Genomic DNA, 25,316 nt, shown 5'->3' on the forward strand with positions numbered 1-25,316 from the left:
GCCGGCGGTCGTGGGTACTCGGCCCTACGTCCGCCTCACCTGAAGGGGAACTGATGAGCAACGAACTCCGACTTCACTCGGTATCCGACCTGCTCCCGGAGGGCCAGGACTCCCCGGAGCAGCGGGCGGTACGCCGGAAGGCGGCGCTCGCCGTCGCTTCACGGGCGACGAGCGCCGAGGACTGCGCGAGGCTGCTGGACATGCTCGGCTTGCACGAAAGCAGCGGTCGCAGTTCCGAAGTGGCCTGATCCACCGCTGAGTCAACGGCCGCGCGCCGCCACGAGGTCCGCGACGAAGGCCTGATAGGCCTCGTCGCGGTCTGGTGCGCGCAGCACCGCGGACGGGTGGACCGTGGCGACCGCGGTGAGGTCGAATTCGGGTAGCTCGATCCGCTCGCCACGGCTGCGGGTGATGCGGAAATCGTCGCCCAGCAGCGCCTTCGCCGCCGTCGCGCCGAGGAAGATCAGCAGCTCCGGATGGATCGCCGTCAGTTCCGCGTGCAACCACGGGCGGCACGCGACGATCTCGGTCTTCGACGGTGTCTTGTGAATGCGCCGCTTACCGCGTTCGTCGCGCTTGAACTTGAAGTGTTTGACCGCGTTGGTCACGTAGATCTTCCGGCGGTCGAACCCCGCTTCGTCGAAGGCCCGGTCGAGCAGCCGCCCGGCCGGCCCGACGAACGGGGCGCCCGCCCGGTCTTCCTGGTCGCCGGGCTGTTCCCCGACCACCATGATCTCCGCCTTGCGGGGCCCCTCGCCGAAGACGGTCTGGGTCGCGCCGCGGTAGAGATCGCATCCGTGACAGGAGGACGCCGCCTCGCGGAGCCGGTCCAGATCAGTGGTTTCGGGCGGATCCGCCCCGGGTGCCTTGGTCGCCATTTCGAGCGATTTCCCGGCACACTCCCCGGTCAAACCGTTTCGCGCCCACCGTGACGGGTAGGCGGAAGTCATGATCATCAACACCGAACCGGCTACCGCCTCCATCCTGGACACACTCCGCGTCGCCGTTCAGGTCGTGCTGCCCACCCTCGCGGGCGGGGTGATCAAACGTCGGCCGCTCGGCCTGGCCGCGGCCCAGAAACTTCAGCTGGATCGTCCGGCGGTGCGGCTGCTCGGACAGCTCAGGTCCCGGTACGGCCCGGGCCCGCTGCGGCTGCGTGTTCCCGGGCGGTCGGTCGACCTGGCGCTTTCCGGCGAGGACGTCGCCGAGGTGCTCGCCGCCGCTCCGGTCCCGTTCAGCCCGTCGACGAAGGAGAAGCGGGCGGCGCTGGGCCACTTCCAGCCGCACGGCGTGCTGATCTCGGACGCGACCGACCGGCCCCCCCGCCGTCGGTTCAACGAGGAGGTCCTGGAACCAGGCCGTCCACTGCACGAGCTCGCCGCTCCCTTCGCGGCGGTGATCGCCAAGGAAGCGGCGTCCCTGTGGGACAAGGGAACCCTGGACTGGGACACCTTCAACATCGCCTGGTGGCGAATCGTCCGGCAAGTCACTCTCGGTGAGTCCGCCGCGGGCGACGACGAACTCACCGACATGCTCGCCCGGCTGCGTAAGGACGCGAACTGGGCCTACGCGCATCCCCGCCGCGAGGAGCTGCGCGGTCGGTTCCGCAAGCGGCTGATCGAGCACCTGGAGCGGGTCGAACCGGGCAGCCTCGCCGAAGTCATCGCTTCGGCCACCGAGGAACGGAAACCCGAGGTCGTCGCCGACCAGGTCGCCCATTGGCTCTTCGCGTTCGACGCGGCCGGGATCGTCACTTTCCGTGCGCTCGCGCTGCTCGCCACCCATCCCGCCGCCCGCGAACGGGCCGACGAGGAACTCGGCGACGCCCACCTGAGCGAGCCGAACCAGTTCGCCTACCTGCGTGCCTGCGCGCTCGAATCGGTCCGGCTGTGGCCGACCACGCCGGCGTTGCTGCGCGAGAGCACCGCCGAAACCGCGTGGGGGCCCGCGGGGACGACGGTCCTGATCTTCACCCCGTTCTTCCACCGCGATCCGGAGTCGATGCCCTACGCCGACCGGTTCGAGCCCGAAATCTGGCTGGACGGCAGCGCGGCGGTCAACCCGGCCCTGGTGCCCTTCAGCGCCGGTCCCGCCATTTGCCCCGGCCGGGATCTGGTGCTGTTCTGCGCGAGCACGATGCTCGCGCAGCTGATCCACGACCGTCGCTTCGATCTGGTCTCGGGCGCCGACCTCGGTCCGGAGCGGCCGTTGCCCGCGACGCTCGACAACTTCCACCTGAAGTTCGAGCTGGTCTCCGGCTGAGCGGTCAGGCCTCCTCGTCGACCCATTCGAGCAGATCACCGGGCTGGCACTCGAGTACCCGGCACATGGCCTCCAGGGTGCTGAACCGCACGGCCTTGGCACGGCCGTTCTTCAGCACGGCCACGTTCGCCGGGGTGAGCCCGACGAGTTCGGCGAATTCGCCGACACTCATCTTGCGTTTGGCCAGCTCGACGTCGATGCGGACGACGATCGGCATCAGATCACCTGCTCCAGATCGGACCGCAGTGTGGTGGCCTGGCGCAGCAGCGTGCGCATCACCACCATGAGAAGACCCAGTACGGCGACGCCGATCAACGCCAAGAACAACAGGAGCGGCAAGCCCGGGTCGTCGGCGTTGAAGCCCACGTAGAGGAAGACGCCCGCGAGCACGAGCCAGCCGGCGAGGATCGCCCAGACGATCGCGTCCACCCACCTCAGCGACGCTTCGGTGAAGATCCGGTCCTTCTTGACCAGGGTGAGCAGTTGCCAGGTGGCGACGACCACGACCTGGACACACAGCACCCAGAAGACGGAAACGGCTGTCGCGGGCCAGCGCAGGTAGGCCATCTCGGGGTTCTGGCGGGCCGTGTGCGCGAACTGCCCGGGCAGGGACATGGTCTGGAAGAGCACCAGGATCCCGAACAGCAGCACGAGAAACACTCTGAGGGGCGCGACCGCCCGTTGCGCTGTGAGCATGCATCGAGTGTCGCGCGGTATCTATCGAAAGTCAATCGGTAGCGATTGCTTGTCGATGAGCCGTAACTTCGAGCGCTGCTGGGGGGTCGTGAAGGCCTCCTTTCCTGCGTTCAAGGTCAGGGTCCCGGTCGGGTAGACCCCGGCGGGTGCGGGCTCACGCAGAGGGGCCTCAGTCGGCGGGCCGGCCTGTTCGCCGGGGTGAGGGGCTGGGCGAAGGCGTAACTCGCGTGCTCAGAGACGTAACTCGCGTGCCTGGACCCCGCACTCGGGTGTTACGCCTCCAAGCACGCGAGATCCGGCTCTAAGCACGCGAGTACGGCGTGACGTCACCCAAGCCACCACCTCGCCCGAATACACCACGTTTGCCTTACCCCTCTATAACCCTCATTGACACTCACGCCCCCATGGAAACGTACATAGCGACATCAACCGGGCACTCAATTTGTCCACGGTGTCCCTTGTGGACACTGAAGTCCTGCCGGTGTTCGGAATCAGGCCTTCACGGACTGGGTCCTTCGCGCGCCGCTGTTGTGACTGGTGGTGTTGCTGAGGCTCGTGATGGCGTTCCGAGACGTGTGAGGGGAACCTTGAGGGACTCTGGGTTCCTCAAGGGGCCGCTACCGGCTCACCCGCCGTAGGCACCGAAAACGCTCTTGGTCCCGAGAAAAGGTGTATTCGGGAAATCGCTCACCGCATTTCGGTGAAACGCGTTGAATTTTCGTTGCCCGGCCGGATTCACCCGGCCGTAGCTCCGTCATTGTCGCTTCCGGTGGTGTCTGCCAGGATGCTCGTGACCCGATCCGAAGGAGCGTCCAATGGCTTCCCGTCTCAACCCTTACCTCAGCTTCGCCGGTGACGCCCGGCAGGCCATGGAGTTCTACAAGTCGGTGTTCGGTGGGGAACTGACGCTGAACACGTTCGGTGAATCCGGGATGGCGGGCTCGCCCGTGGCGGACCAGATCATGCACGCCCAGCTCGAATCGCCGAGCGGGTACACGATCATGGCCTCGGACACGCCGCCGGGAATGGAGCACGATCCGGGTACCAACGTGTCGGTCAGCCTCAGCGGCGACGACGGCGCGGAATTGCGCGGCTACTGGGAGAAACTGTCCGCCGAAGGCGCGGTTTCGATCCCGTTCGAAAAGCAGATGTGGGGTGACGAATTCGGTGCCTGCACCGACAAGTTCGGTATCTCGTGGATGGTGAACGTCGTCCAGTCCTAGGGCTTTCCGGCCCGGCCCTGGTCCTGCCGAAGCTCCCGACTTCCGGGGACTTAAGGCCTTGAGCACGCAATTCTTGTCACGACCCCGGTGAAACCGCCGACCTTCTCTGGAGAGGATCCGGCGGTTCCATCGGGAGGCAAGGATATGAACAGGAAGATCGCGGCACTGCTGGTCTCGGCAGGCGCCGCCGTTTCCGCCGGGGGACTGGGCGGTTGCGGGACACCGACCGCCGGTACCCCGATCACCGTGGTGCGCGAGATCGCGCCGCCCTCGACGACCACCGCCGTGGTCGTCGCACCACCGCCACCCGCTTCGGTGGTCGTCGTGGAGCCGCCGATGACGGTCACCCGGGCGCCCGCGGTCCAGCGGCTCACTTCGTGTCAGCGGCTACTCGCCGAGGGATACTCCTTCGAGTACGCGTTCAACGCCTGGGTGGCCGCGGGCCGTCCGCTGAGCTGGGACGCCGACCGTGACGGATATCCGTGCGAGCAGTCCTACGGGAACCGCAACTAGGCGGCCGGTCCCGAACATCGAGTAAGTCGTGAGGGGTGATGACGGTTCTCACCGTCATCACCCCTCACGAGACGTGCCTCCACCGCGCATCCCGTTGATTGTTCTGCCCGAATCAAGGGTTCCGGTCAACCAATCCCCGGGATGTAGTAGCCCGCGACGAAGCGACGGGCTGGTGGGGAGAGGGAATGAGCTCAGCGGAGGGTGTTGTCCTGGTCATCGGCTGCGGGATGCGGCCGTACCGGGAGTACCTGTTGGCGTCGGCCGGTCACCGGCATCCTTTGTGGCTGTTCAACGGGGACGAACCGACCTGGCAGGACCGCTACATCACCGGCGCCACGGCGCTGGACCTGCAGGACCGCGACGCCGTGCTGGTCGCGGCCCGTGCGCTGAACGCGGCAACCCCGGTACTCGGCGTGGTGTCGTGGGACGAGGCGTTGATCGTGACCGCGGCGCACGTCGCGGACGAACTCGGCGTGCCGGGCGCGGGGATCTCCGCGATCGAGGGCTGCCGCGACAAATGGCTCAGCCGCCGGACGCTCACCGCGGCCGGGGTCGCGCAGCCGGACTTCGGTTTCGTGCACGACGAGGAGCAGGCCGTCCGCGTGGCGGAGCGGATCGGCTATCCGGTCGTCGTCAAGCCGCGCGGGGGAGGGGCCAGCATCGGCGTCAGCCTCGCGGAAGACGGCGAGGCGGTACGGAAGGCCTTCCGTACCGCGGAGGACGCGAGCTTCGGCGGCTCTCCCGCCTATCAGGGCGGGGCGCTGGTCGAGGAGTATCTGACCGGCCCGGAGATCAGCGTGGACGGCGCCGTCGTCGACGGCGAGTACACGCCGATGTTCGTGGCGCACAAGACGGTCGGCATGCATCCGTACTTCGAGGAGCTCGGCCACCTGGTCAGCTCCGCCGACGAACTGCTCGCCGATCCCGTACTCCGTTCGACGCTGGCCCGCGCGCACGGCGCGATCGATTTCCGGTACGGCATCACCCACACCGAACTCAAGCTCACCGAACGCGGGCCGGTGATCGTGGAGATCAACGGCAGGCTCGGCGGGGACCTGATCCCGTTGCTGGCCAGGTTCGCGACCGGGATCGACCCGGGCGCCGCCGCGGTCGACGTCGCGCTCGGCATGCGGCCCCATATCCCGCACGAGGCCGAGGACCGGTGGGTCGGCGTGCGGTTCGGCTACCCGAAGCAGGACTGCGTCGTCGAGTCGGTGTCGGTGCCGGAACCCTTGCTGGGTAACGGCATCCTCGCCTCCGGCGGGCTGGTCGAACCGGGCGCGCGGATGCGGCTTCCGCCGGCGGAGTTCATTTCGCGCCACGCGTACGTGATTTGTGCCGGTCGCGATCCCGACGACTGCGAGGTGGTGCTGGACAAGGCCATGGCCCAGGTCCGGCTGACCGCGTACCCCCTGCTGCCCTCGGTGGCCACCGGTGGCTGACCGCGTGACGGCACCGCAGAACACCTTCCAAGCACTCTCAACGATGGCGGAGCAAACAATGGCGAACCGTGATGTCGAGCTTCTCGCAGTCGGAGCAGGACCGTCCAACCTGGCACTCGCAGTGGCACTGGAGGAGCTCGCGCCCGGCCTCGCTCGCGATTCGGTCCTGATCGAACGCGACGAGGAGGTCTCCTGGCAGCGGGGCATGCTCCTGCCGGAGGCGCTGTCGCAGGTCTCGTTCCTCAAGGATCTGGTGACCCTGCGCAATCCGCGCAGCCGGTTCTCGTTCCTCAACTACCTGCACGACACCAACCGGCTCAACGAGTTCGTGAACATGGGCAGCTTCGTCCCGTACCGGGTCGAGCTGGCCGACTATCTCAAGTGGACGGCCGACTCGCTGTCGATGGTCGATCTGCAGCGCGGCCGGGAATGCCGCGAGATCACTCCCGTGTGGACGGACGGCACACTGACCGGCTGGGAGACCCGGATCGCCGACGGCGAGGTCATCCGCAGCCGGTATCTGGTGGTCGGCGCCGGCCGCGACGCGCGGATCCCGGACCAGCTCCGGACGGTGAACCAGGACCGCGTCATCCACAGCACCCAATACCTGCCGAGGATCGCCAAGCTGCGCAAGGATCTCCCGTACCGCGTCGCGGTGATCGGCGCCGGGCAGAGCGCGGCGGAACTGTTCGGCGCGGTGCAGAACGACCTGCCCGAATGCAAGCCGACGATGGTGATGCGGTCGATCGGCCTGAACTACTACGAGAGCAGCAAGTTCAACAACGAGCTGTTCTTTCCGTCCCATGTGGACAAGTTCTTCGACGCGCTGCCGGATGCCCGGGAGCAGATGCTCAAGGAAATGCACCACACGAACTACTCCGGGCTGGCGCCGGGCACGATGGACGCGCTCTACCGCTCGATCTACCTGGACCGTCTTTCCGGCCGTTCGCGGCTGCGGATGATCACGATGAACGACATCACCGACGCCCGTGACGAGGGCGACGAGGTCGTGCTGGAACTGACCGACCGGCGCACCGGCGAGACGCAGGAGCTGCGCACGGACCTCGTCCTGCTCGGCACCGGCTTCTCGCCCGAGATGCCGCGGATGGTGCAGGAGATCGCGAAGTCGATCGGTCTCTCGGAAATCAAGGTGACCCGCGACTACCGGCTGGAGATCGACCAGCCCGCCACCGCGGCCGTCTACCTCCAAGGGGTCAACGAGGCGACGCACGGGATCGCGGACTCGCTGCTGAGCGTGCTCGCCCCGCGCGCCAACGACATCCTGCAGGACATCCTCGCCCACCGCGGCGAGACCCCGTCGGTGCCGCCGCAGCCGACGTCGGACACCGCACCCATCGTCGCCACCCGCTGAACCACGGAAAGGGAGAAGCAGTCATGGAGATCCGTCCGCTGGAGCGGGAAAAGATGGTCTTCGAGAACGGTGCCTACGGACAGCGGCTCCTGCCGTGGGCGGCGCTGAACGCGCCGTTCGAAGGTGCCTGGGTCACGGTGCCCGCCCACGGCGGCACGGGTGCGCATTCCCACCACGAGTACGAGATCTTCATCGCCGTCAGCGGTGAGGCGGTGGTGGAGACCGGCGGAGAGCGGCGCGCGTTCAAACCCGGCGACATCGAGTTCCACACGCCCGGCACCGAGCACCGCATCCTCAACGACAGCGCGCAGGACTTCGAGATGTACGCGATCTGGTGGGACACGGACATGTCGGCGAAGTTCGCCGCCCGGCACGAAGAGACGGCGTGACATGGCCCACGACACGAGACCGGTGGTGATCATCGGCGGCCCTCCGACGTCCAACGGGGACCTGCACATCGGGCATATCGCCGGCCCGTACCTCGGCGCCGACGTGTACCGGCGGTATCTGCGCGCGGCGGGCCGCGAGGGGGTGTTCGCTTCGTGCACCGATGACAGTCAGACCTACCTCGTCACCAGCGCCGCCCGGGTCGGGGTGACCCCGCCCGAGCTGGTGGAGCAGTCGACCGAGAACATCCAGCGCACCTTCGAGGCGATGGGCGTCGAGGTCGACGGCTTCTCGCCGACCGACGACGGCTACAAGGCGCTCGTCTACGACTACGTCAACCGCTTGTACGACAACGGAAAGCTCCGTCTGCGGAAGGTGCGGCTGCCCTACAGCGAGCGCGAGGGCGAATTCCTGGTCGAGGGTTTCGTCGGCGGTGGCTGCCCCACCTGTCTCGCCGACAGCCGCGGCGGATTCTGCGAAGGCTGCGGGCATCCGATCGACTTCGACGCGCTTATCGACCCGTATTCGGTGCTCGACCCGGCCGACGAGGTGACCTACCGCGAGGCGGAGATCCTGGTCTTCCCCGTCTCGGAGTACCGCGAACAGTTGCTCGCCTACTACGAGGAACGCGGTCCCGCGTGGCGGCCGCACGTCCTCGGGCTGATGCGCGAACTGCTGGCCGGACCGTTGCCGGACTTCGCCATCACCTATCCGGTGAGCTGGGGGCTGCCCGCCCCGTTCGCGGAAACGCCGGGACAGACGCTCAACGCCTGGGTCGAGGGCATGCCCGCGTCGATGTACTGCACCGAGTACGCCTTGCGGCGCAACGGCAAGCCGGTACTGGCCGACGACGACGCGTGGCTCGCGGAGAACGACGCGCGGGTCGTGGTGTTCATGGGGTTCGATCCGCTGTTCACCTGGGGTGTCGTCCACGTCGCCGAGCTGATCGCCCACGACGGCCGCTACGTCCTGCCGGACACGTTGCTGGTCAACGAGTTCTACGAACTGGAGAACGAGAAGTTCTCCACCAGCAAGGGACATGTGGTCTGGGCCCGCGAACTGGCCGCCGAGCTGCCACGTGACCTCGCGCGGTTCTACCTCAACCTCACCGCCCCCGAGTTCGCCCGGACCAATTTCAGCCGCGCCGCGCTGGAGAAGATCGCCGGGGAACGGCTCGTCGCGCCCTGGAACGAACTAGCGGAGTCCCTGGCCAAACTCACCGCCGAGGTCGGTGGTGAGAGCAGGCTTCCGGTGTCCACCGAGGCCGCGGAACGGGCGGCGGCGATGGTGTCCCGGTTCATCCTGAACTACGAACTCGAGGACTTCAGCCTCAGCCGGGGGGCCGATCTGGTGGTGCAGCATGTCGAGCGCCTGCGGGCGGCCACGGAACGCATCCTCGCGGGGAACCTCGATCAGGAAGTACTCCGCAGCAGGCTGGGCGACCTTTTCCTGGAACTGCGCGCGCTGATCGGCTGTGCCTCACCGATCCTCATCGACCTCTCCGCGCGTGCCGCGAGCGCGGGCGGATTCGACCTCCGGATCACCGCGGACGCCTTCGACGTCACGCACACCACGGCGTTCGCCGTGCCACCACTGGAATTCCCCCCGACGAGCGAGGTCTGAGTCCCCATGTCACTCGACAGCACCCTCTCCGCCGACGCGGTCCGGCGGTCCCGGCTCGCCGAGCGCCTGCTCGTCCCGGCGGGCTTCATCACCACGGCGGGCAACGCATTCCAGATCACCGCGGCCGCGATCCTGGTCTTCCACGCCGAGCAGACCACCCTGGCGGTCGGCTGGCTGTTCATCGCGGTGTCGATCCCGCAGGTCGCGCTCGCGCTGATGTTCGGCAAACTGGTCGACAAGGTCGACCGGCGGATGCTCTGCGTGGCGGCGGATTTGGTGAGCGCGATGACCGCGTTCGCGCTGCCGGTGTGGCTGTGGATCGGCGGCCCGGCGAACCTGGGCTCCTACATAGCGAACTTCATGCTCGCCTGCACCACGGCCCTGTTCATGCCCGCCAGCAACGGCCTGATCAAGGAACGGGTCGCCGACGAACGGCTCGGGAAGTTCAACTCGCACTTCGAGATGGCGAGCAACGCCGGCATGCTGCTGGCCTCGTCGCTGGCGGGGTTCCTGGTGATCTGGTTCGGTGCCACGCCGCTGTTCATCTTCAACTCGCTGACCTTCCTCCTCTCGGCCGCCCTCGTCTACGCGATCGGCCGGAAGCCGGTCAAGGCGCCGGTCGTCGCCGAGACGGTGACCGTGGACCCGTCGGCGCCGGTCGAAGTGCCGGTGCGCCAGCCGATCAAACGGCTCGCGCTGTTGTACGCCAACGGGAACATCGGGCTGATGGTCGCCAACGTCATCCTGACGACGTTGATCCTGCAGACGTTCGACCAGGGCGCCTGGATGATCGGTGTGGTCGACGCGCTGGCCGGGGTCGGGTTCATCGTCGGCGCCGCCCTGTACGGCAAGGTCAGCAAACGGTTCAAGGGCATCCACCTCGCCGTGCTCGGCACCCTCGGCAACCTGATCTGCCTGGCGATCCAGCCGTTGCACTACATCGCCTTGATGGTGGCGATCCCGTTCGCCGGGTTCTGCTTCGCCCAGGGCCGGATCGCCGCCCGCACCCTGCTGATGCGGGCGAGCCCGGAGGACCGGGTCGGCCGGATCTTCGGTGGCACCCAGGCCGTCGGACTCGGGCTCGGCGTCGGCGCGACGGTGGGTCTCTCCACCCTGGCGGACGCGACCACCGTGCCCCACGCCTTCTGGGGGCTGGCGATCCTGCAGGGCGCGATCGTGATCGGCACCTACTTCAGTCTGGCGAAACCGCTGTCGGCGCAGGAAAACAAGAAGCCCGCCGAGGTTCTCGAGGCGACCGCCGCCTGACCGCGGCCGAATTCGGAGGAAGCGAAAACCATGACGGACAAGCCGATCAAGGGCGGCGTGGCGACCTGGGCCTGCCTTCCCGGGTTCCCGCCCGCGGTGATCTTCCCGTTCACCCCCGGAGAGCGTTTCGGCATCCGGAACCTCTACGAGTTCCAGATGCTGATGTACCGGCCCCTCTACTGGCTCGGCCGCGACGGCGAACCCGCGATCGACTACGACCTCAGCGTCGGCGAAGAGCCGGTGTGGGACGAGACCGGCCGCACCTGCACGGTCCGGATCAAACCGTGGAAATGGTCCAACGGCGAGACGGTGTGCGCGGACAACGTCATCTTCTGGATGAACATGCTGAAGACGAAGGGGCCGAAGTTCGGCGCCTACAGTGAGGGCTACTTCCCGGACAATCTGGTGTCCTTCGAGAAGGTCGCCGACGACAAGGTGAGTTTCACCTTCGACAAGACGTACTCGAAGAACTGGGTGCTGCTGAACCAGCTCACCATGATCACGCCGATGCCGAAGGCGTGGGACCGCACCGCGGCCGGCCCCGCCGACGCGACCCACGACATCGGACAGGCCGAAGCGGTGTACGAGTTCCTGATGGCGGAGAACGGCGATCCCGTCGCCGAGGACAACACCCATCGCACGCGTTGGGCGGACAGTCCGGTGTGGAGTGTCGTCAACGGGCCATGGCGGCTGAAGAGCTACACGGAAGAAGGCGTCATCACCTTCGTCCCGAATGAGCACTACAGCGGCCCCAACCCGCCACACCTGGACGAGTTGCGCCAGGTCTCGACGACGTCGGACGAGCAGCAGTACGAACTCCTGCAGTCGGGCGACGTCCAGGTCGGTTTCCTGCCGCCGGGCATGGGCGTCCAGCCGGACGGCGACCCGACGCGGGGCGGGCCGAACCCGCTCGGCGAGGGATTCCAGCTGGAACCGCAGATCCTGTTCAACATCAACTTCATGGCGGTGAACTTCGGCAACCCCACCGTCGCCGGCCGCCTGATCAGGCAGCCGTACGTACGACAGGCACTGCAGAGCTGTTTCGACCAGGAGTACGGCGCCCGCGAGGTCTACCAGGGGTACGGCTGGAGCCAGACCGGGCCGATCCCGGTCCTGCCCCAGAGCGACCTGGTCTCGCCGAAGATCACCGAACGCGGTGGGTGCTGGCCGTTCGACCTGGAACGGGCACGGACGCTGCTGGCCGAAAACGGCTGGGACACCGAGGCTTCCCCCGCGGTGTGCGTGCGGCCCGGCACCGGGCCCGGTGAGGCGGGCGAGGGCATCCCGGCCGGAACCGAGCTGAGTTTCTCGTTGCGTTACTGGGAAGGGCGGCCTTCGCTGGCCCGGCTCATGACGCAGTTCCGGGACGACGCGGCCAAGGCCGGCATCGAGATCCGCCTGGAAGAGGTGATGGGGTCGGTCCTGGTGGCGGAGGACGGACCGGGTGAGAAGCGGAGATGGGAGCTCTCCTGTTGGGGTGGCGGCTGGGTCTACAACTACCCGACCGGCGAGAACCTCTTCCAGAGCGGCGCCGCATGCAACTTCAGCAACTACCGCGACGCCAAGGCCGACGAGCTGATCGCGAAGACGGTCACCACCGACGACCTCGAAGCGCTGTACGAGTACCAGGAGTACATCGCCGACCAGGCCCCGGTGATCTTCATGCCGACGTTCCCCCGGCGCCTGTTCGAGGTCGCCGGGAACCTGCGCGGGTTCACCCCGCTCAACCCGTACGGCCTGATCAACCCCGAGAACTGGTACTACGTCGAGGAGTCCTCATGACGCGCCCGGTGGTGCTGGTCGGCTTCGTGGCCGCCGCGCTCGGTTCGTCCATAAAGGACTTCCAGCCCGACGGAACGGTCATCTTCGTCGAAGAGCCCGACGTCGTCCGCAAACGCGGCGCGCGGGAGACGGTGGCGGGTTCGGCCCTGGTGCGGGACCTGATCGAATGGGAGTTCCACCTTCCCGGCAAGGCGGACGAGTTCTACCACGTCCACGACGACCTCGATCCGGCCGCGGTGGTCCCGCTGACCGAGTACGCGACGCCGTTCGCCGCCCGGCTCGCGGAACGCTACGGCTTGCCGGGCGCGGGCTTCGGCGCGGCGCGGATCCTGCGGGACAAGGGGGTGCTGCGCCTGGTCAGCCGGGCGGCGGGGATCGCGAACCCGGCTTCGGCACGGGTCGAAAGCCCGGCCCAGGTCCGCGAGTTCATGGCGCGGCATCCGGGGAAGATCGTGTTGAAGCCCGCGAACCGGCAGGCGTCGGTGGGCACCCAGGTGATCGCCGACCCGGCTGAGGCCGAACAAGCTTGGGCCAACTGCGTGGTCCAGGACGAGGGCGTCTTCGTCCCGGACCGCGCGATGGAGCTGAAGATGCTGGCCGAGAGCTTCGTCGACGGCGACGAGTACAGCGTCGAAATGCTGCTGCGGGACGGCGAACCACTGTTCGCCAACGTCACCGGCAAACGGCTGTTCCCCGGGCCGCGTCCGGTGGAACTCGCGCATATCGTCCCCGCCGACATCACCGGCGAGCTGACCGCGCTGCTGACCGAGGAGACCCGGCGGCTCACCGAGGCGACCGGATTCGGCACCGGCATCGTCCACTGTGAATGGATCGTCTCGAACGGCGTCCCGTACCTGGTCGAATGTGCCGGCCGGTTCGCGGGTGACGGGATCATCGAGTTGATCCAGCGCGCCTACCCGGTGGAGCTGAACCGCGCCTACTTCGCGGTGATGAAGGGCGAGCCGGTCGTGGACGTCTTGCCGCGCAAGGCCGAAGGGGGTGCGGCGGTGCGGTTCGTGTCCATCGAGCCCGGCTTCATCGAGGACGTGCGCGGGGTCGAGAAGGCGTCGCAGGCCGAGGGCGTGTTCCTGTGCGACGTCGGGGTCTCGGCCGGTGACCGGTTCGACGGTCTGCGCAGTTCATGGGACCGCGTCGGCGATCTGATGGTGACCGCGGCCAGCCCGGCGGAGGCGTCGCGCCTGGCCGAAGAAGCGGTCGCGCTGATCGAGATCGACGTGCGGCCGGACGGCGAGGAGAGGGAGAGCGCCGCGCCATGAGCATCGAAACCGTCCAGCCCGCCCTCCCGGCCGCCGGTCTCGACGTGCTCGTCACCGGGCTCTCGTCCGACGCGCACACCTGGAACCTGGTGTACCTGGAGCTGCTGCTGGAGGAACTGGGCTGCCGGGTGACCAATCTCGGCGCCTGCGTCCCGGACGCGACGATCGTCCGCGAATGCGTCACCCGGCGGCCGGACCTGGTGGTGATCAGCAGCCTCAACGGACACGGCTGCCAGGACGGCGTCCGGCTGATGGACGCCTTCCGCGTGCGGCCGGAACTGGTCACGACGCCGGTCGTGATCGGCGGGAAGCTCGACGTCACCGGCGGGAGCAACGCCGCCCGGCTGCTGGAGGCCGGCTTCGACGCGGTGTTCGAGGACTCCGGCGGGCTGAGCCCGTTCCGGACGTTCCTGCGGACGCTGTCCGTGCGCACACCGGGTGTCCCGCTGGGTGCCGGATGAGCGCGCTCGCCCCGCGACGGGGACTTTCGTTCGGCGCGGTGGTCGAACGCCACCATGCCAGGGGAGACCTGGTCGTCCAGCCCCGCATGGGCTTCGCGGATCCGGAGCGGATGACCGGGGGACTGCTCGCGACCAGGGCGGCGCGGGCCGCGACCGTCGGCACCATCACGATCGACAGCTACACCAGGGTCGGCGACAGTGAGGCGGCACGCGCGGCGCTGGCCGCCGGTGCCGACCTCAACGGATACCCGCTCGCCGACCACGAGCGCGCCACCACGACCGCGCTGCTCGACGAGGTGCTGACCGAGGACTTCCCGGTGCAGATCCGGCACGGTTCGGCGGATCCCCGGCGGATCGTGCGGACGCTGCTGGACTTCGGGCTGCACGCGACCGAGGGCGGGCCGGTGTCGTATTGCCTGCCCTACAGCCGGATGCCGCTGTCGGCGGCCGTCGACAACTGGCGGCGCTGCTGCGAAACCCTGGCCGATGCCAGGAGCCCGGAACTGGAACCGCATCTGGAGACCTTCGGCGGCTGCATGATGGGGCAGCTGTGCCCGCCCGCGCTGCTGGTCGCGCTGAGTGTGCTGGAGGGGATGTTCTTCTGGCGGCACGGTGTGCGCTGTCTTTCCTTCAGCTACGCGCAGCAGACCCACGCCGGGCAGGACGAGGAGGCGATCGCCGCGCTGCACGCCCTGATCAGGGAATACGTGCCGCACGCGCGGACGCACGTGGTGGTCTACGGCTACATGGGCGTCTACCCGAGGACTCCCGGCGGCGCGCTGGCGCTGATCGCGGAGTCCGCGCGGCTGGCCGCCCGCACCGGCGCGAGCAGGCTGATCGTGAAGACCACCGCCGAAGCGCACCGGCTGCCGACCGTGGCGGAGAACGTGACCGCCCTCGAACACGCCGCCGAGGCGGCGCGGGGTGTCTCCCGGATCGGTCACCTCGGGGACACCGGGATCCACGCGCAGGCGAAGGCGTTGGTGGACAACGTTCTTTCGCTCGACCGCGACCTCGGCCGGGCGCTGGTCACCGCGTTCGCGCGGGGTCAGCTGGACGTCCCGTTCTGCCTCCACCCGGACAACGCCGGCCGCGCACGCGGACGGCTGGACGCGGGCGGGCGCCTGGACTGGCAGCGGATCGGCGCGATGCCGCTGGGCGATCTCGTCGACCTGCCGTCAGAGCGGCGAATGACCTCGACCGACCTGCTGGACGCGCTCCGGTATGTCGAGCGGTCGTTCGACGAGCGCTACGGGATGCCCGGAATCGACACCGTTCAACCAATTCAGGGGAGTAGGACATGACCGGAACACCGGAGCAGGCACTGCCGCCGGGTACCCGCGAGCATCTCACGTCGCCGGTGACGCAGGCGGCGTTGCGCATCCAGAACAGCATCACCGCGGGCACCCGCGAATACCTCGGCATGAACGGCTTCGTGGAACTGCAGCCACCGCTGATCGGGCCGGTGACCGATCCGGGTTGCCGCGGTGCCAAGCAGGTCGACGTCGACTACTACGGGCACAAGTACAAGATGATGACCAGCGTGATCCTGTACAAGCAGGCGTCGCTGCTGGCGTTCGACAAGATCTTCTACGTCGCTCCGAACGTGCGGCTGGAACCGCTGGAGACCTCGACCACCGGGCGGCATCTGGTCGAGTTCACCCAGATCGACGTCGAGGTCGCGCGGGCGAGCCGGGAGGACGTCCTCGATCTCGCGCAAGGACTGCTCCGGCACGTGGTCACCTACACACTGCGAGAGTCCAAAATGGACCTCGCCGCGCTCGGCCGGGACCAGGACGCGTTCACACCGCTGCTGGAAGAGGACTTCGAGCGGATGACGCACCGCGAGGCGGTGTCGCGGCTGCAAGGCCTGCTGCACGGGCAAAGCGCCGACGCGGAAATCGACTGGCAGGGCGAGCGGATCATCTCCGAGCGGACGAACCGGCCGTTCTTCATCGTCGACTACCCCAAGGGATCGCGCGGGTTCACCGACGGCGAGTCGAGCACCGAACCGGGTGTGCTGCGCAACTTCGACCTCATCGCCTCGGACGGGTACGGCGAACTGTGCAGTGGCGGTGAGCGCACGCACGAGTACCGGCGGCTCATCGAGCGGATGCGGGAGACGGGCGAGAACCCGGCGAAGTACGGCTGGTACCTCGACCTCGCGCGCGAAGGGCTGCCGCCGAGCGCCGGCTTCGGCATGGGACTGGAGCGGGTGACGCGGTACCTCGCCGGGCTGGACGCGGTTTGGCAGGCCAACGCGTACCCGAAACTGCCGGGGATCGCGGCGCCGTGATCACCGCACGGCAGCTTCCGGAAGACGCGATCCGCGCACGGGCGCGGGAAGGCAGCGCGGCGATCTTCCCCGACGTCGGGGGATACGGCCGCACGTTGTTCGGCGCGGACGTCGATTCGGGCACCGACGAACTCGACCGCGCGCGGATCGTGCCGCCGGTGTTCGTCCCGCGGCGCCTGGAGAAGATGTACGACCTCGCGCGCGAACCGGTCTACGGCGATGTCGGGCTGACGACGGTCCTCGGCGGGTTCACCGCGCCGTCGCCGGTGTTCCTGTGCGCGTTCGGGTCCACGCAGGTGGCGGGCAGCGGGCTCGGGATCGCCGCGAGCGAGCAGGCGGGCAGACTCGGGATGCCGATGGTGATCGGCGAGAACGTCGTACCCATGCACGGCTACGGGCGGATGGGCGAAAGCGCCGAAGACGGCCTGCTCGGCCGGATCCGCGCGTACGCCGGCGCGGTGCCGGACGGGCTGGGCGGCGTCGTGGTGCAGCAGAGCACCGAGGACGCCGACGCCGAGGTTTGGAACCTCGTCTACAGCGATCCGTCGGCGACGAAACTGCTGGAGAGCGGGCGGCTGGCGTTCGAACTGAAGGTCGGCCAGGGCGCCAAACCAGGCCTCGGCGGGATGACCGTGCTCTCGCGGACGGCCGCGGGCGAGGTCGCCGAACAGTACACAGTGGACGAAGCGTTCGGCACGGACACCGCCATGGTGCTGCGCTCGAGCAGTCCCGGCACGTTCACCGGGGAGATCCTGCGCCAGCAGATCCACCTGATGCGCAACAACTACCCACGGGCGCGTGCCTGGGTGAAACTGCATCCGGGCCGGGACGTCGGCGAGGCGGCACAGGTCGCCTGGGCAGCGGGAGCGGACGCGGTCACCGTGGACGGCGCCGAGGGCGGGACCGGCTGGGCGCCGTCGGTGTTCCTCGATCAGGTGGGCCTGCCGCTGGTGGAGTGCCTGCGCCGGGTCGGGAAGCACGACGCGTCGCTGCTGGTGTCCGGCCGGATCTGGGAAGGGGCCCGTGCGCTGAAATGCCTGGCGATGGGCGCTTCCGCGGTCGGCCTCGGCCGGGCGGCGCTGCTCGCCGTCGACGAGGACGCGACCGACGGGCTCGTGCGGCTGGTGCGGTGCCTCGAACTCGAACTGCGGCTGCTCGCCAGCGCGCTCGGGAAGTACGACCTCACCGATCTCACCTCGGACGATCTCTGGTTCCCGGGTTCTCCCGGACCGAAGGAGCAGGACACATGATCAACTACGACGGCAAGCGGTTCCGCAAGGTCAGTACCGACCCGGACGCGCCGGTGACCCTGTACCGGCAGAAGGACGACCTGGTGTGGGCCGAACTGTCCGGCGGCGGCGTGCGGCTCGGGTCGCTGACCGGGAAGTGCGGCGACGACGGGACGATCGAGCTGGCCTACACGATGGTGCTGGCCGGCGGGCAGGTGATTTCGGGGCACAGCACGAACACCCCGGAGTTCCTGCCGGACGGGCGGATCCGGCTCAACGAGGTGTGGGAGCGGTACGGCGACCACGGCTCGCGGGGGATCTCGGCGATCGAAGAGGTCGCCGAGTAGGCGGCTGCTCACGCGCTTCCGGGCCTCGGTCCCGAGAGTGTGGCGGTACATGATGGCCCCCTTCCTTGCGCCAGGCGCAAGGAAGGGGGCCATCATGTACTTCGCTGGGCGAACTTCCGGAGGCGGATTTCCCTACTGAAGACCTCGTCGCGGGCGGGTGGGGCCGGACCCGCCGAGCCGTGATTCGGCCGAAAGAGAATTCACGCGACCGAAAAGGGTAGTCGGCGGCGGCGAATGGCTCACGCCGAAAGACGTGATTCAGCGCGGGTTCTTTTCGAGGTATTCCGCCCAGACCTTCTTCGGCACGCACATTCGCCAGGAGTCGACGATCAGCTCTCGTAACTCTTGGTAATCGATCGCGGACAGCCGGACGCGAACCCACTGATAGCGCATATCGGACGCGATCGGCATCATGAACTTGTCCGGTTCGCCCGCCACGAGCGCTTCCCGCTCCTCTTTGGGATAGCCGAATCCCAGCACGGTTTCGTCAGGTGAGAGCGAAAGGAACACGATTCGCCCCACGCGGAACTTCACCCGGTCCCGGACCAGCGCTTCATAGGCGCGGGGCAGCTCCGAAGCGATCTTTCTGACGTCATCACCGGTTACCATCTTTCCACCATTCTCCGCTGTCCGTTCCCCAGTCACCCGCCGCGCCCATGGTGATGGCGACGTAAAGATATTCGTCGAGGATCTTCGCCAGTGACACCGGTCTGCCCACCAGGGCAGAAATACCGTCGCCGTTCGAGTGCGCCTCCGCGAGCACGGCGGTGGCCCACTCTCGGCCGAGTCGCAGATGCCTGCCGAACGCCGCACCGTCCCTGGTGCCGTGGAGGGTGGCCGCGATGGCGGCATCCCACGGCATGATCGTGTTGGGCCGCAACGCATACAGCGCCTTCGCGGCGGCGGTCGGGCCGAGTGTTCGCCTTGTCCGTCCCGCTGAGACGACGACCCCCGAGAGGTCCGTGTACGCCTTCGCGACCGTGTCGATTTGCGCGTCCGTCAGCTGGGCGAGATCGACCTCCGGCAGGGCGGCGCCCCAGGTTTCCCACCAGGCCTTTATCCCGTTGTCGAAGGGGGCGGGTTCGCCTTCACGCGGATACCGGATACGGCAACCCCACGAGTTCAACCAGCGAAGAAGAATTGCGCGATGTGCGGCCTGTGACAGGTCGATCGCGGAGCGCCCTCTTTGATCGGACACGGCTTCGGTGAGCCGAAGCCAAGAGGTGTCGGCATTCGCGAACCCGTTGAACACTTCGGCGGCGCGCCGTAGTTCGGAGAGTGGCGGCAGGGGGCTGGACATGGAGGCACCCTATCCGGTGCCACCAAGCAGGTGAATTTCCGCGTCCAACTATTGGACTTTGTACATTGGGTCACCTATTTGTATCTGCTGCATGGTTCATTGGTCCTTTAGGGTTGTGCCCAGGAAGGCTACAAGGATGTCGGTCACGCAGCGCGATCGCGTTACCCCATCCAGGGGAGGAGATGGCATGGGCAGACCCGAGCGACCGTTGGACGGCTCCACTGGTCCGATCGCCGCATTCGCTCATGATCTGCGGGTGTTACGGAACCGGGCGGGAAACCCGAGCTATCGGGAACTCGCGAGGACGGCGCTTTTCGCGCCTTCCGTGCTGTCCAGTGCGGCGAGCGGCCACCGGCTGCCCACTCTCGCCGTGACACTGGCGTTCGTCTCCGCGTGCGGGGGTGATCGCGCGGCGTGGGAACGGCGTTGGCGGAGCGTCGCCGGACAAACGGGAGGCGGCGTCGAAGCACGCGAGGAGCGCGCGCCCGCGCCGCCACCGGCCGAGATCCCGGCGGAGGGCGCGCACGCGCTGGCATCCGGCGTCATCCACTTGGCCCGTCCGGCCCAGTTGCCCATGGGATCGAGGACTTTCGTCGGCAGGGAACGGGATTTGACCGAGGCCACGCGGATGATCGGGGCGACCGGTCCGGGCAAGGCGCCGCTGGTCGTCAGTGGTCCGATCGGGGTCGGCAAAACAGTCTTCGCCCTGCGGCTGGCCGAAGAGGTCGCCGCCGACTTCCCGGACGGGCAGCTTTACGCCGATCTGAGCAACAGCGGAATCGGTGGCCGGTCGCCCAACGGGATCGTGCGCGGCTTCCTCCGCGCGCTCGGGGTGCCCGCTCATCTCGTGCCCGACGACCCGATGCAGCGGATCGGCCTGTACCGGTCCTTGCTCGCCGAACGCAGGTTGTTCGTGTTGCTCGCGGGCGTCAGCGACGAAGGTCAGGTGCGGCCGTTGCTGGGCCAGGCCACGGCCAGTCAGGTCGTGGTGACCAGCCGCACCCGGCTGCTGGGGCTGGAGGACACGAACCGGATCGAGCTGGATACGTTCACCCGCAAGGAATCCCTGGCGTTGATCGGGCGGATCGCCGGGGCGCACCGGGTCCACGCCGAGCGCGACGCGACCGACGCGATCGCCGACCTGTGCGGCGATCTGCCGTTGGCGATCAACATCGTCGGCCGCAAGATCGCCGCGCGTCCGGAATGGGCGATCGCGTACACGGCGGGCAGACTCGCTGATCGCGAACGGCTCATGGACAGTCTCTGTGTCGGGGACGTCAACGTCCGGGACCGGTTCACCTCGGCGTACGAACATCTTTCGCCCGCCGGGCGGGAGGCCATCCATCACTTCGGGCAGAGCGGGGCGGGCTGGGCGACGTCGATCGGGGTCGCCGCGGCGATGGGTATCATGATCGAGACAGCGGACGAACTCCTCGAATCCGTGGTGGACGCCGGACTTCTCCAGCGCGCCCCCGTCGCCGGCCGCTACGCGGTCTCCCGGTTGGTCAGCGCGTTCGCCGCCGAGCGGCAACGGGAGCCGAACCCGCTCGCCGCCGCGGTCCCGATGGTGGGCCGCCGGGCACGGAAGAACGCCTTCGAGTCGCTGCGGCACGAAGCCGTGCGCACCCTGCCAGGCAGCTCGTCGGAAGGTTGATTGTTCTCCCCGCGCGGAGCTTCCGGTCAACGGGCGGCGCGGCTTGAATGAGTCGACGAATGAAGGCGAGCGAAATTCGGTGACACAATGCTGATTCTGTCCATGAAAGAGGGTCACGATGGCGGGATCGTGGCGATCGAGGACGGCAAGCTGCTGTTCGCGCTGGAGTCGGAAAAGGACAACTACCCGCGCTACGACCGGATCACCGGCGAGCTGATGGCGCGAGCGGCGGGGATGCTCGACAGGCAACCCGATGTGGTGGCGCTCGGCGGCTGGGTCAAGGGAGAGTTCTCGGTGGAACCCCCGTCCCGCACCGGATACTTCGGTGTCGGCGAGGGCGCGATCTCCGACGAGGCGGGCAAGTTCTTCGGCAAGGACGTGCGCTACTTCTCCTCGACCCACGAGCGCTCGCATATCTACACCTCGCTGGGGATGGCACCCGCCGCGCCGGGCCAGGCGTACTACTCCCTGGTGTGGGAAGGGAACATCGGGGACTTCTACCGGATCGACGAGCGCGGTGAGGCCACTCATCTGCGGCACGTGCTGACCGACCCGGGCGCCAAATACGCCTATCTCTTCGCGCTGGCGGATCCGGGTTTCCCACTCGGCAAGGGAAAGTTCCGGTTCAACGACGCCGGCAAGCAGATGGCGCTGACCGGGTTCGCCGAACCCGGCCCGCTCACCCCCGACGAGCAGAAGACCATCGACTTCATCCTCGACCGCGACGGCATCATCCTCGGTCTGTCCAAAGAGGAAATGTCCTGGTCCCATCTGTACAACGCCGGCGTCTGGTCGCAGGAGTACCGCAACGCGGCGGCCAAGCACTCGCAGGCGATCTTCAACCGGTTCCACGACTACGCCGAGAAGAACCTGACCGAAGGTCTGCCGCTGCTGATTTCCGGCGGCTGCGGGCTCAACTGCGACTGGAACCGGTTGTGGCGGGAGAGCGGCCTGTTCTCCTCGGTGTTCGTGCCGCCTTGCCCGAACGACAGCGGTTCCGCGCTGGGCACGGCCATCGACGCGCAGTGGTTCTACACCGGCCAGGCGACCATCGAATGGGACGTCTACGCGGGGGAGAACTTCGTCGAGGACGTCGTACCGGATCCGGCCAAGTACGAGACGCGGCCGCTCGTGGCGAGCGAGGTCGCGAAGTACCTCAAGGACGGCAATATCATCGGCTGGGCGCGCGGCCGGTACGAGATGGGCCCGCGAGCGCTGGGCAACCGGTCCATTCTGGCCGCGCCGTTCACCGTGGACACCACCGTGCGGCTCAACAAGATCAAGCGCCGCGAGGATTACCGCCCGATCGCGCCGATCGCGCTGGAATCGGACGCGCCGAAGTGGTTCGTCGGTTCGGTGGAGGATCCGTACATGCTGTACTTCAACCACGTCACCTCCGACGAGTTGAAGGCCATCACGCACGTCGACGGTACCGCGCGCACCCAGACGGTGACACGGGAACGCAACGCCGGCATCACGGACCTGCTCGAAGCGTTCCGCGAGCAGACCGGGTTCAGCGTGCTGTGCAACACCTCGCTGAACAACAACGGGCGCGGTTTCCTCAACCGCACCAGTGATCTCATCGAGTACGGGGAGACGTACGGCCTCGACGGCTACGTCATCAACGACACGTTCGTGACCCCGCGCGCTTCCTGATTTCTTGCCCGACGGGGGCAAGAACCCGGATGCCGCCCTCCCAGTGGTGGCGTCCGGGTACCCCGTCGTCTCCATTCGCACTCATGCCTGGAGGGGAAGGCCATGCGAGTCGTGCTCGCGGGTGGTGGCGTCATCGCGCTGCTGACCGCCGTCGAGTGCGTGTCGGCCGGGCACGAGGTGATCGTCGCCGATCAGGCCGACATCCCGTTCTCCGGCGCCACTTCGTTCGATCGCCACCGCGTGCTGCGCGCGCTGCATCCCGGCGACCCGGTCACCACGGCGGCCGCGGTCAGCGCACATCACGCGTGGATCGAACTCGAACGCCTGCTGACCACGGCGTTCTACGAACAGGTCGGCGCGCTCACCGCACTCCCGGCGGACCAGGCGACGGCCGCGCGGAACGTGCTGACCGCGGCGGGCTCCCGGGCTGAGGTGTTCGGCGCGGACGAGCTCGCCGCCCGGTTCCCGCATGCGGGGTTCGTCCCCGGAACCGGCGCGGTCTTCGAAGCCCACGCCGGGGTCCTGCTCGCCGACCGGGTACTGGCGGCCTGCGCCGGCTGGCTGCGCTGGCACGCGCACGCGGAACTCCATCCGCACCGCAAGGTCGTCGGTGTCGACGCCGACCGGGCCGAGGTACGGCTGGCCGACGGCGAGATCCTCCGCGGTGACGCGGTCCTGCTCGCGGCGGGCCCGTGGTCGCGTGACCTGCTGGCCCCCGAGCTGTCCCGGGAACTCGTGCTGCACCGGCAGACGATGCTCTACTGCGATGTGCCGCCCGCCGACGCCGCCGCGTGGGCGGCGACCCCGGCGATCACCTCGCTCGGCACCCCCGACGGCGCGTGGCTGGTTCCGCCGGTCGCCGGGACACCGTTGAAGCTCAGCGCCGCCAGTGCCTGCCGGATCGTCGACGAGGTCGGCGGCGGTGCCGCGCCGTCGTGGTGGCGAGAGCACCTGATCGACACGTTCGCCGCGCTGATCCCGGGTTTTCGCCGGAACTGGCTGATCGACACCCGGGACTGCCACTACCTTGCCCGGCGTTCCACCCTCGGCCCGATGCTCGCCGTCCTCGGCGACCGGGTCCTGTCCTACGCGGCGTGCGGCGGCTCGTCCTTCAAGTTCGCCCCGCTGATCGCCCGGTCCCTCGCCGCGCGCCTGACCGGCGCGAATCCGGCTCCGACCGGACTCGAACCGCTCGACCGGCCGCTCGTACGTGCGTCCGGCGTCCACCCAACCCGCCCTGCCCTCCGAGGTGTGTCGTGAAACTGCTCGCGCTGGAAGCCAGCCAGAACTCCTACTACTACCTGCCCCGGTACCAGCAGATCGAGGACTTCGGCGGGGTGCTGTACGTGCTCAACGGGATCGGCACGGAAGACCTCTGGCCGGGGGAGCGCTACCGGATCGCAGGCAGCAACCACATCGACGACCTGATCCGGCACGCGAAGGCATGGCACGCCGAGGAATCCTTCGACGGTGTGCTCACCTTCTCCGAGTCCGGCGTGGTTCTGGTCGCCGCCGTCGCCGAAGCGCTCGGGCTGCCCGGGATCGGCGTCGACGCGGCGCGGACGAGCCGGAACAAGCTGATCATGCGGCAGGCACACGAGAAGGGTGGCGCCGCGCATCCGGACTTCCGGTTCGTCGAGGACGTCGACGCGGCCCTGCGGGCGGCCGAGGACTTCGGCTACCCGGTGATCCTCAAGCCGACGCTCGGCGCGGCCAGCAACTTCGTCTTCCGCGTCGACGACGAGGAGAAGATGCGGGAACGCTACGAACAGGCGCGGGCCGGGATCGACAACATGAGCTGGTACAACATGGAGGCCGCAGGGCTGGACCTCGGCCCGCACGGCCTGCTCGTCGAGTCCTTCTTGGACGGTCACGAACATCTCATCGAAGCCCTCGCGTGGGACGACGAGGTCTACCTCGGCTCCATTGTGGACAGAGTCACGTCGGAGGGTGAGACGTTCGACGACGACGTGCACCATGCTCCGACGTCGCTCACCCCCGAACAGGTGGCGGAGGTGCAGGCCGTGGTGACCGCCGGGGTGCGGGCGCAGGGGCTCACGCGCGGTGCGTTGCACGCCGAGGTCCGGTTCCACCAGGGTGAACCGTACCTGCTGGAGATCGCCGTCCGTCCCGGCGGCGGGGGACTCGACCACATGGCACGGCTTTCGGCGGGCTATGACCCCATCAAGGGACTCATGGACGTCTCCAGAGGCGTGCGGCCGGACGTCCGCCACTACCGCCCGACCGGCGTGCACACCGCCGCGATGTGCCTGATCTGCCCTGGCGGCGTGATCTCCTCGATCGAGGTCCCGCCGGCGGTGAGCGAGTCGGAAGCCCTTTACTACCTCAAGATTTTCGCGAAGCCGGGTGACCTGATCAAGCGACCGCCGCTCGGCAACAACATCTTCGGCGGTATCGGCGCGCTCGGCTCTTCCTTCGACGAAGCCATGCGCAACGCGAACGACCTGGCCGGGAAGATCGAGGTCAAGCTGAGCGAAACCCAGAAGTAGCACCGAAATTCCGCGTGGAG

25 protein-coding genes are annotated in these 25,316 nt (G+C 67.9%); 20 read left to right on the forward strand and 5 right to left on the reverse strand.

Annotated features, from left to right (window positions below; all coding sequences use genetic code 11):
- Positions 1-53: 53 nt before the first annotated feature.
- Positions 54-248 (forward strand): hypothetical protein, encoded by a 195-nt coding sequence (locus ACZ54P_RS12370; protein WP_465461594.1) that lies wholly within the window; start codon positions 54-56, stop codon positions 246-248.
- A gap of 12 nt (positions 249-260) precedes the next feature.
- On the opposite strand, the gene ACZ54P_RS12375 is transcribed toward ACZ54P_RS12370, so the two are convergent.
- Positions 261-878, reverse strand: coding sequence for a UdgX family uracil-DNA binding protein (locus tag ACZ54P_RS12375; RefSeq protein WP_465461595.1), 618 nt, complete (start codon positions 876-878; stop codon positions 261-263).
- Between the two features lie 70 nt (positions 879-948).
- On the opposite strand from ACZ54P_RS12375, the gene ACZ54P_RS12380 reads away from it, so the two are divergent.
- Complete coding sequence (locus tag ACZ54P_RS12380; RefSeq protein WP_465461596.1) at positions 949-2,262, forward strand: cytochrome P450; 1,314 nt, start codon at positions 949-951, stop codon at positions 2,260-2,262.
- A 4-nt stretch (positions 2,263-2,266) separates the two neighbouring features.
- Here ACZ54P_RS12380 and ACZ54P_RS12385 read toward each other — a convergent pair whose 3' ends face one another.
- Positions 2,267-2,479 (reverse strand): helix-turn-helix domain-containing protein, encoded by a 213-nt coding sequence (locus tag ACZ54P_RS12385; RefSeq protein ID WP_184903453.1) that lies wholly within the window; start codon positions 2,477-2,479, stop codon positions 2,267-2,269.
- Positions 2,479-2,958, reverse strand: a complete 480-nt coding sequence (locus tag ACZ54P_RS12390) for a DUF2975 domain-containing protein (protein WP_465461597.1) — start codon at positions 2,956-2,958, stop codon at positions 2,479-2,481. The genes ACZ54P_RS12385 and ACZ54P_RS12390 overlap by 1 nt, the downstream gene beginning before the upstream one ends.
- A gap of 815 nt (positions 2,959-3,773) precedes the next feature.
- On the opposite strand from ACZ54P_RS12390, the gene ACZ54P_RS12395 reads away from it, so the two are divergent.
- The 14 genes from ACZ54P_RS12395 (at position 3,774) to ACZ54P_RS12460 (ending at position 18,176) form a co-directional block, all read left to right on the forward strand.
- Positions 3,774-4,181: a VOC family protein gene (locus ACZ54P_RS12395; RefSeq protein ID WP_465461598.1), complete on the forward strand. Its 408-nt coding sequence runs from the start codon at positions 3,774-3,776 to the stop codon at positions 4,179-4,181.
- A 144-nt stretch (positions 4,182-4,325) separates the two neighbouring features.
- On the forward strand, positions 4,326-4,694 hold the full coding sequence (locus ACZ54P_RS12400) for a hypothetical protein (protein WP_465461599.1): 369 nt from the start codon (positions 4,326-4,328) through the stop codon (positions 4,692-4,694).
- Between the two features lie 185 nt (positions 4,695-4,879).
- Positions 4,880-6,136 carry an ATP-grasp domain-containing protein gene (locus ACZ54P_RS12405; RefSeq protein WP_465461600.1) on the forward strand — a complete coding sequence of 419 codons (1,257 nt, stop codon included), beginning with the start codon at positions 4,880-4,882 and terminating at the stop codon, positions 6,134-6,136.
- A gap of 58 nt (positions 6,137-6,194) precedes the next feature.
- Positions 6,195-7,508: a lysine N(6)-hydroxylase/L-ornithine N(5)-oxygenase family protein gene (locus tag ACZ54P_RS12410; protein ID WP_465461601.1), complete on the forward strand. Its 1,314-nt coding sequence runs from the start codon at positions 6,195-6,197 to the stop codon at positions 7,506-7,508.
- Positions 7,509-7,531: 23 nt separating this feature from the next.
- Positions 7,532-7,897 (forward strand): cupin domain-containing protein, encoded by a 366-nt coding sequence (locus ACZ54P_RS12415; RefSeq protein WP_465461602.1) that lies wholly within the window; start codon positions 7,532-7,534, stop codon positions 7,895-7,897.
- Position 7,898: 1 nt separating this feature from the next.
- Positions 7,899-9,518, forward strand: coding sequence for a class I tRNA ligase family protein (locus ACZ54P_RS12420; RefSeq protein ID WP_465461603.1), 1,620 nt, complete (start codon positions 7,899-7,901; stop codon positions 9,516-9,518).
- 6 nt (positions 9,519-9,524) lie between these two features.
- Complete coding sequence (locus ACZ54P_RS12425) at positions 9,525-10,784, forward strand: MFS transporter (RefSeq protein WP_465461604.1); 1,260 nt, start codon at positions 9,525-9,527, stop codon at positions 10,782-10,784.
- Between the two features lie 30 nt (positions 10,785-10,814).
- On the forward strand, positions 10,815-12,566 hold the full coding sequence (locus ACZ54P_RS12430) for an ABC transporter substrate-binding protein (protein ID WP_465461605.1): 1,752 nt from the start codon (positions 10,815-10,817) through the stop codon (positions 12,564-12,566).
- Positions 12,563-13,843, forward strand: a complete 1,281-nt coding sequence (locus tag ACZ54P_RS12435) for an ATP-grasp domain-containing protein (RefSeq protein WP_465461606.1) — start codon at positions 12,563-12,565, stop codon at positions 13,841-13,843. The genes ACZ54P_RS12430 and ACZ54P_RS12435 overlap by 4 nt, the downstream gene beginning before the upstream one ends.
- The gene (locus ACZ54P_RS12440) at positions 13,840-14,304 is read left to right on the forward strand and encodes a cobalamin B12-binding domain-containing protein (protein WP_465461607.1); all 465 of its coding nucleotides are present in this window, start codon (positions 13,840-13,842) and stop codon (positions 14,302-14,304) included. Before ACZ54P_RS12435 ends, ACZ54P_RS12440 begins: the two co-directional genes overlap by 4 nt.
- A complete protein-coding gene (locus tag ACZ54P_RS12445) occupies positions 14,301-15,608 on the forward strand; it encodes a methylaspartate mutase (protein WP_465461608.1) in 1,308 nt (435 codons plus the stop codon). Before ACZ54P_RS12440 ends, ACZ54P_RS12445 begins: the two co-directional genes overlap by 4 nt.
- Complete coding sequence (locus tag ACZ54P_RS12450) at positions 15,605-16,600, forward strand: asparagine synthetase A (protein ID WP_465461609.1); 996 nt, start codon at positions 15,605-15,607, stop codon at positions 16,598-16,600. Before ACZ54P_RS12445 ends, ACZ54P_RS12450 begins: the two co-directional genes overlap by 4 nt.
- The gene (locus ACZ54P_RS12455) at positions 16,597-17,850 is read left to right on the forward strand and encodes a glutamate synthase-related protein (RefSeq protein WP_465461610.1); all 1,254 of its coding nucleotides are present in this window, start codon (positions 16,597-16,599) and stop codon (positions 17,848-17,850) included. The genes ACZ54P_RS12450 and ACZ54P_RS12455 overlap by 4 nt, the downstream gene beginning before the upstream one ends.
- Entirely contained in the window at positions 17,847-18,176 is a 330-nt protein-coding gene (locus ACZ54P_RS12460) for an avidin-fold protein (protein ID WP_465461611.1), read from the forward strand. Before ACZ54P_RS12455 ends, ACZ54P_RS12460 begins: the two co-directional genes overlap by 4 nt.
- A 258-nt stretch (positions 18,177-18,434) precedes the next feature.
- Here ACZ54P_RS12460 and ACZ54P_RS12465 read toward each other — a convergent pair whose 3' ends face one another.
- Together ACZ54P_RS12465 and ACZ54P_RS12470 are read right to left on the reverse strand one after the other, a co-directional pair.
- Positions 18,435-18,785, reverse strand: a complete 351-nt coding sequence (locus ACZ54P_RS12465) for an MmcQ/YjbR family DNA-binding protein (RefSeq protein ID WP_465461612.1) — start codon at positions 18,783-18,785, stop codon at positions 18,435-18,437.
- Positions 18,772-19,476 carry a hypothetical protein gene (locus tag ACZ54P_RS12470; protein ID WP_465461613.1) on the reverse strand — a complete coding sequence of 235 codons (705 nt, stop codon included), beginning with the start codon at positions 19,474-19,476 and terminating at the stop codon, positions 18,772-18,774. The genes ACZ54P_RS12465 and ACZ54P_RS12470 overlap by 14 nt, the downstream gene beginning before the upstream one ends.
- Positions 19,477-19,663: 187 nt before the next feature.
- Here ACZ54P_RS12470 and ACZ54P_RS12475 point away from each other — a divergent pair, with 187 nt between their 5' ends.
- From ACZ54P_RS12475 to ACZ54P_RS12490, 4 genes are all read left to right on the forward strand, one after another.
- Positions 19,664-21,130 carry an NB-ARC domain-containing protein gene (locus tag ACZ54P_RS12475; protein WP_465461614.1) on the forward strand — a complete coding sequence of 489 codons (1,467 nt, stop codon included), beginning with the start codon at positions 19,664-19,666 and terminating at the stop codon, positions 21,128-21,130.
- 87 nt (positions 21,131-21,217) lie between these two features.
- Complete coding sequence (locus tag ACZ54P_RS12480; RefSeq protein ID WP_465461615.1) at positions 21,218-22,786, forward strand: carbamoyltransferase C-terminal domain-containing protein; 1,569 nt, start codon at positions 21,218-21,220, stop codon at positions 22,784-22,786.
- Positions 22,787-22,888: 102 nt separating this feature from the next.
- Positions 22,889-24,046 (forward strand): NAD(P)/FAD-dependent oxidoreductase, encoded by a 1,158-nt coding sequence (locus tag ACZ54P_RS12485; protein WP_465461616.1) that lies wholly within the window; start codon positions 22,889-22,891, stop codon positions 24,044-24,046.
- Positions 24,043-25,296 carry an ATP-grasp domain-containing protein gene (locus ACZ54P_RS12490; RefSeq protein ID WP_465461617.1) on the forward strand — a complete coding sequence of 418 codons (1,254 nt, stop codon included), beginning with the start codon at positions 24,043-24,045 and terminating at the stop codon, positions 25,294-25,296. Before ACZ54P_RS12485 ends, ACZ54P_RS12490 begins: the two co-directional genes overlap by 4 nt.
- Positions 25,297-25,316 lie beyond the last annotated feature (20 nt).

This window comes from Amycolatopsis sp. NPDC034160, from assembly GCF_055575355.1.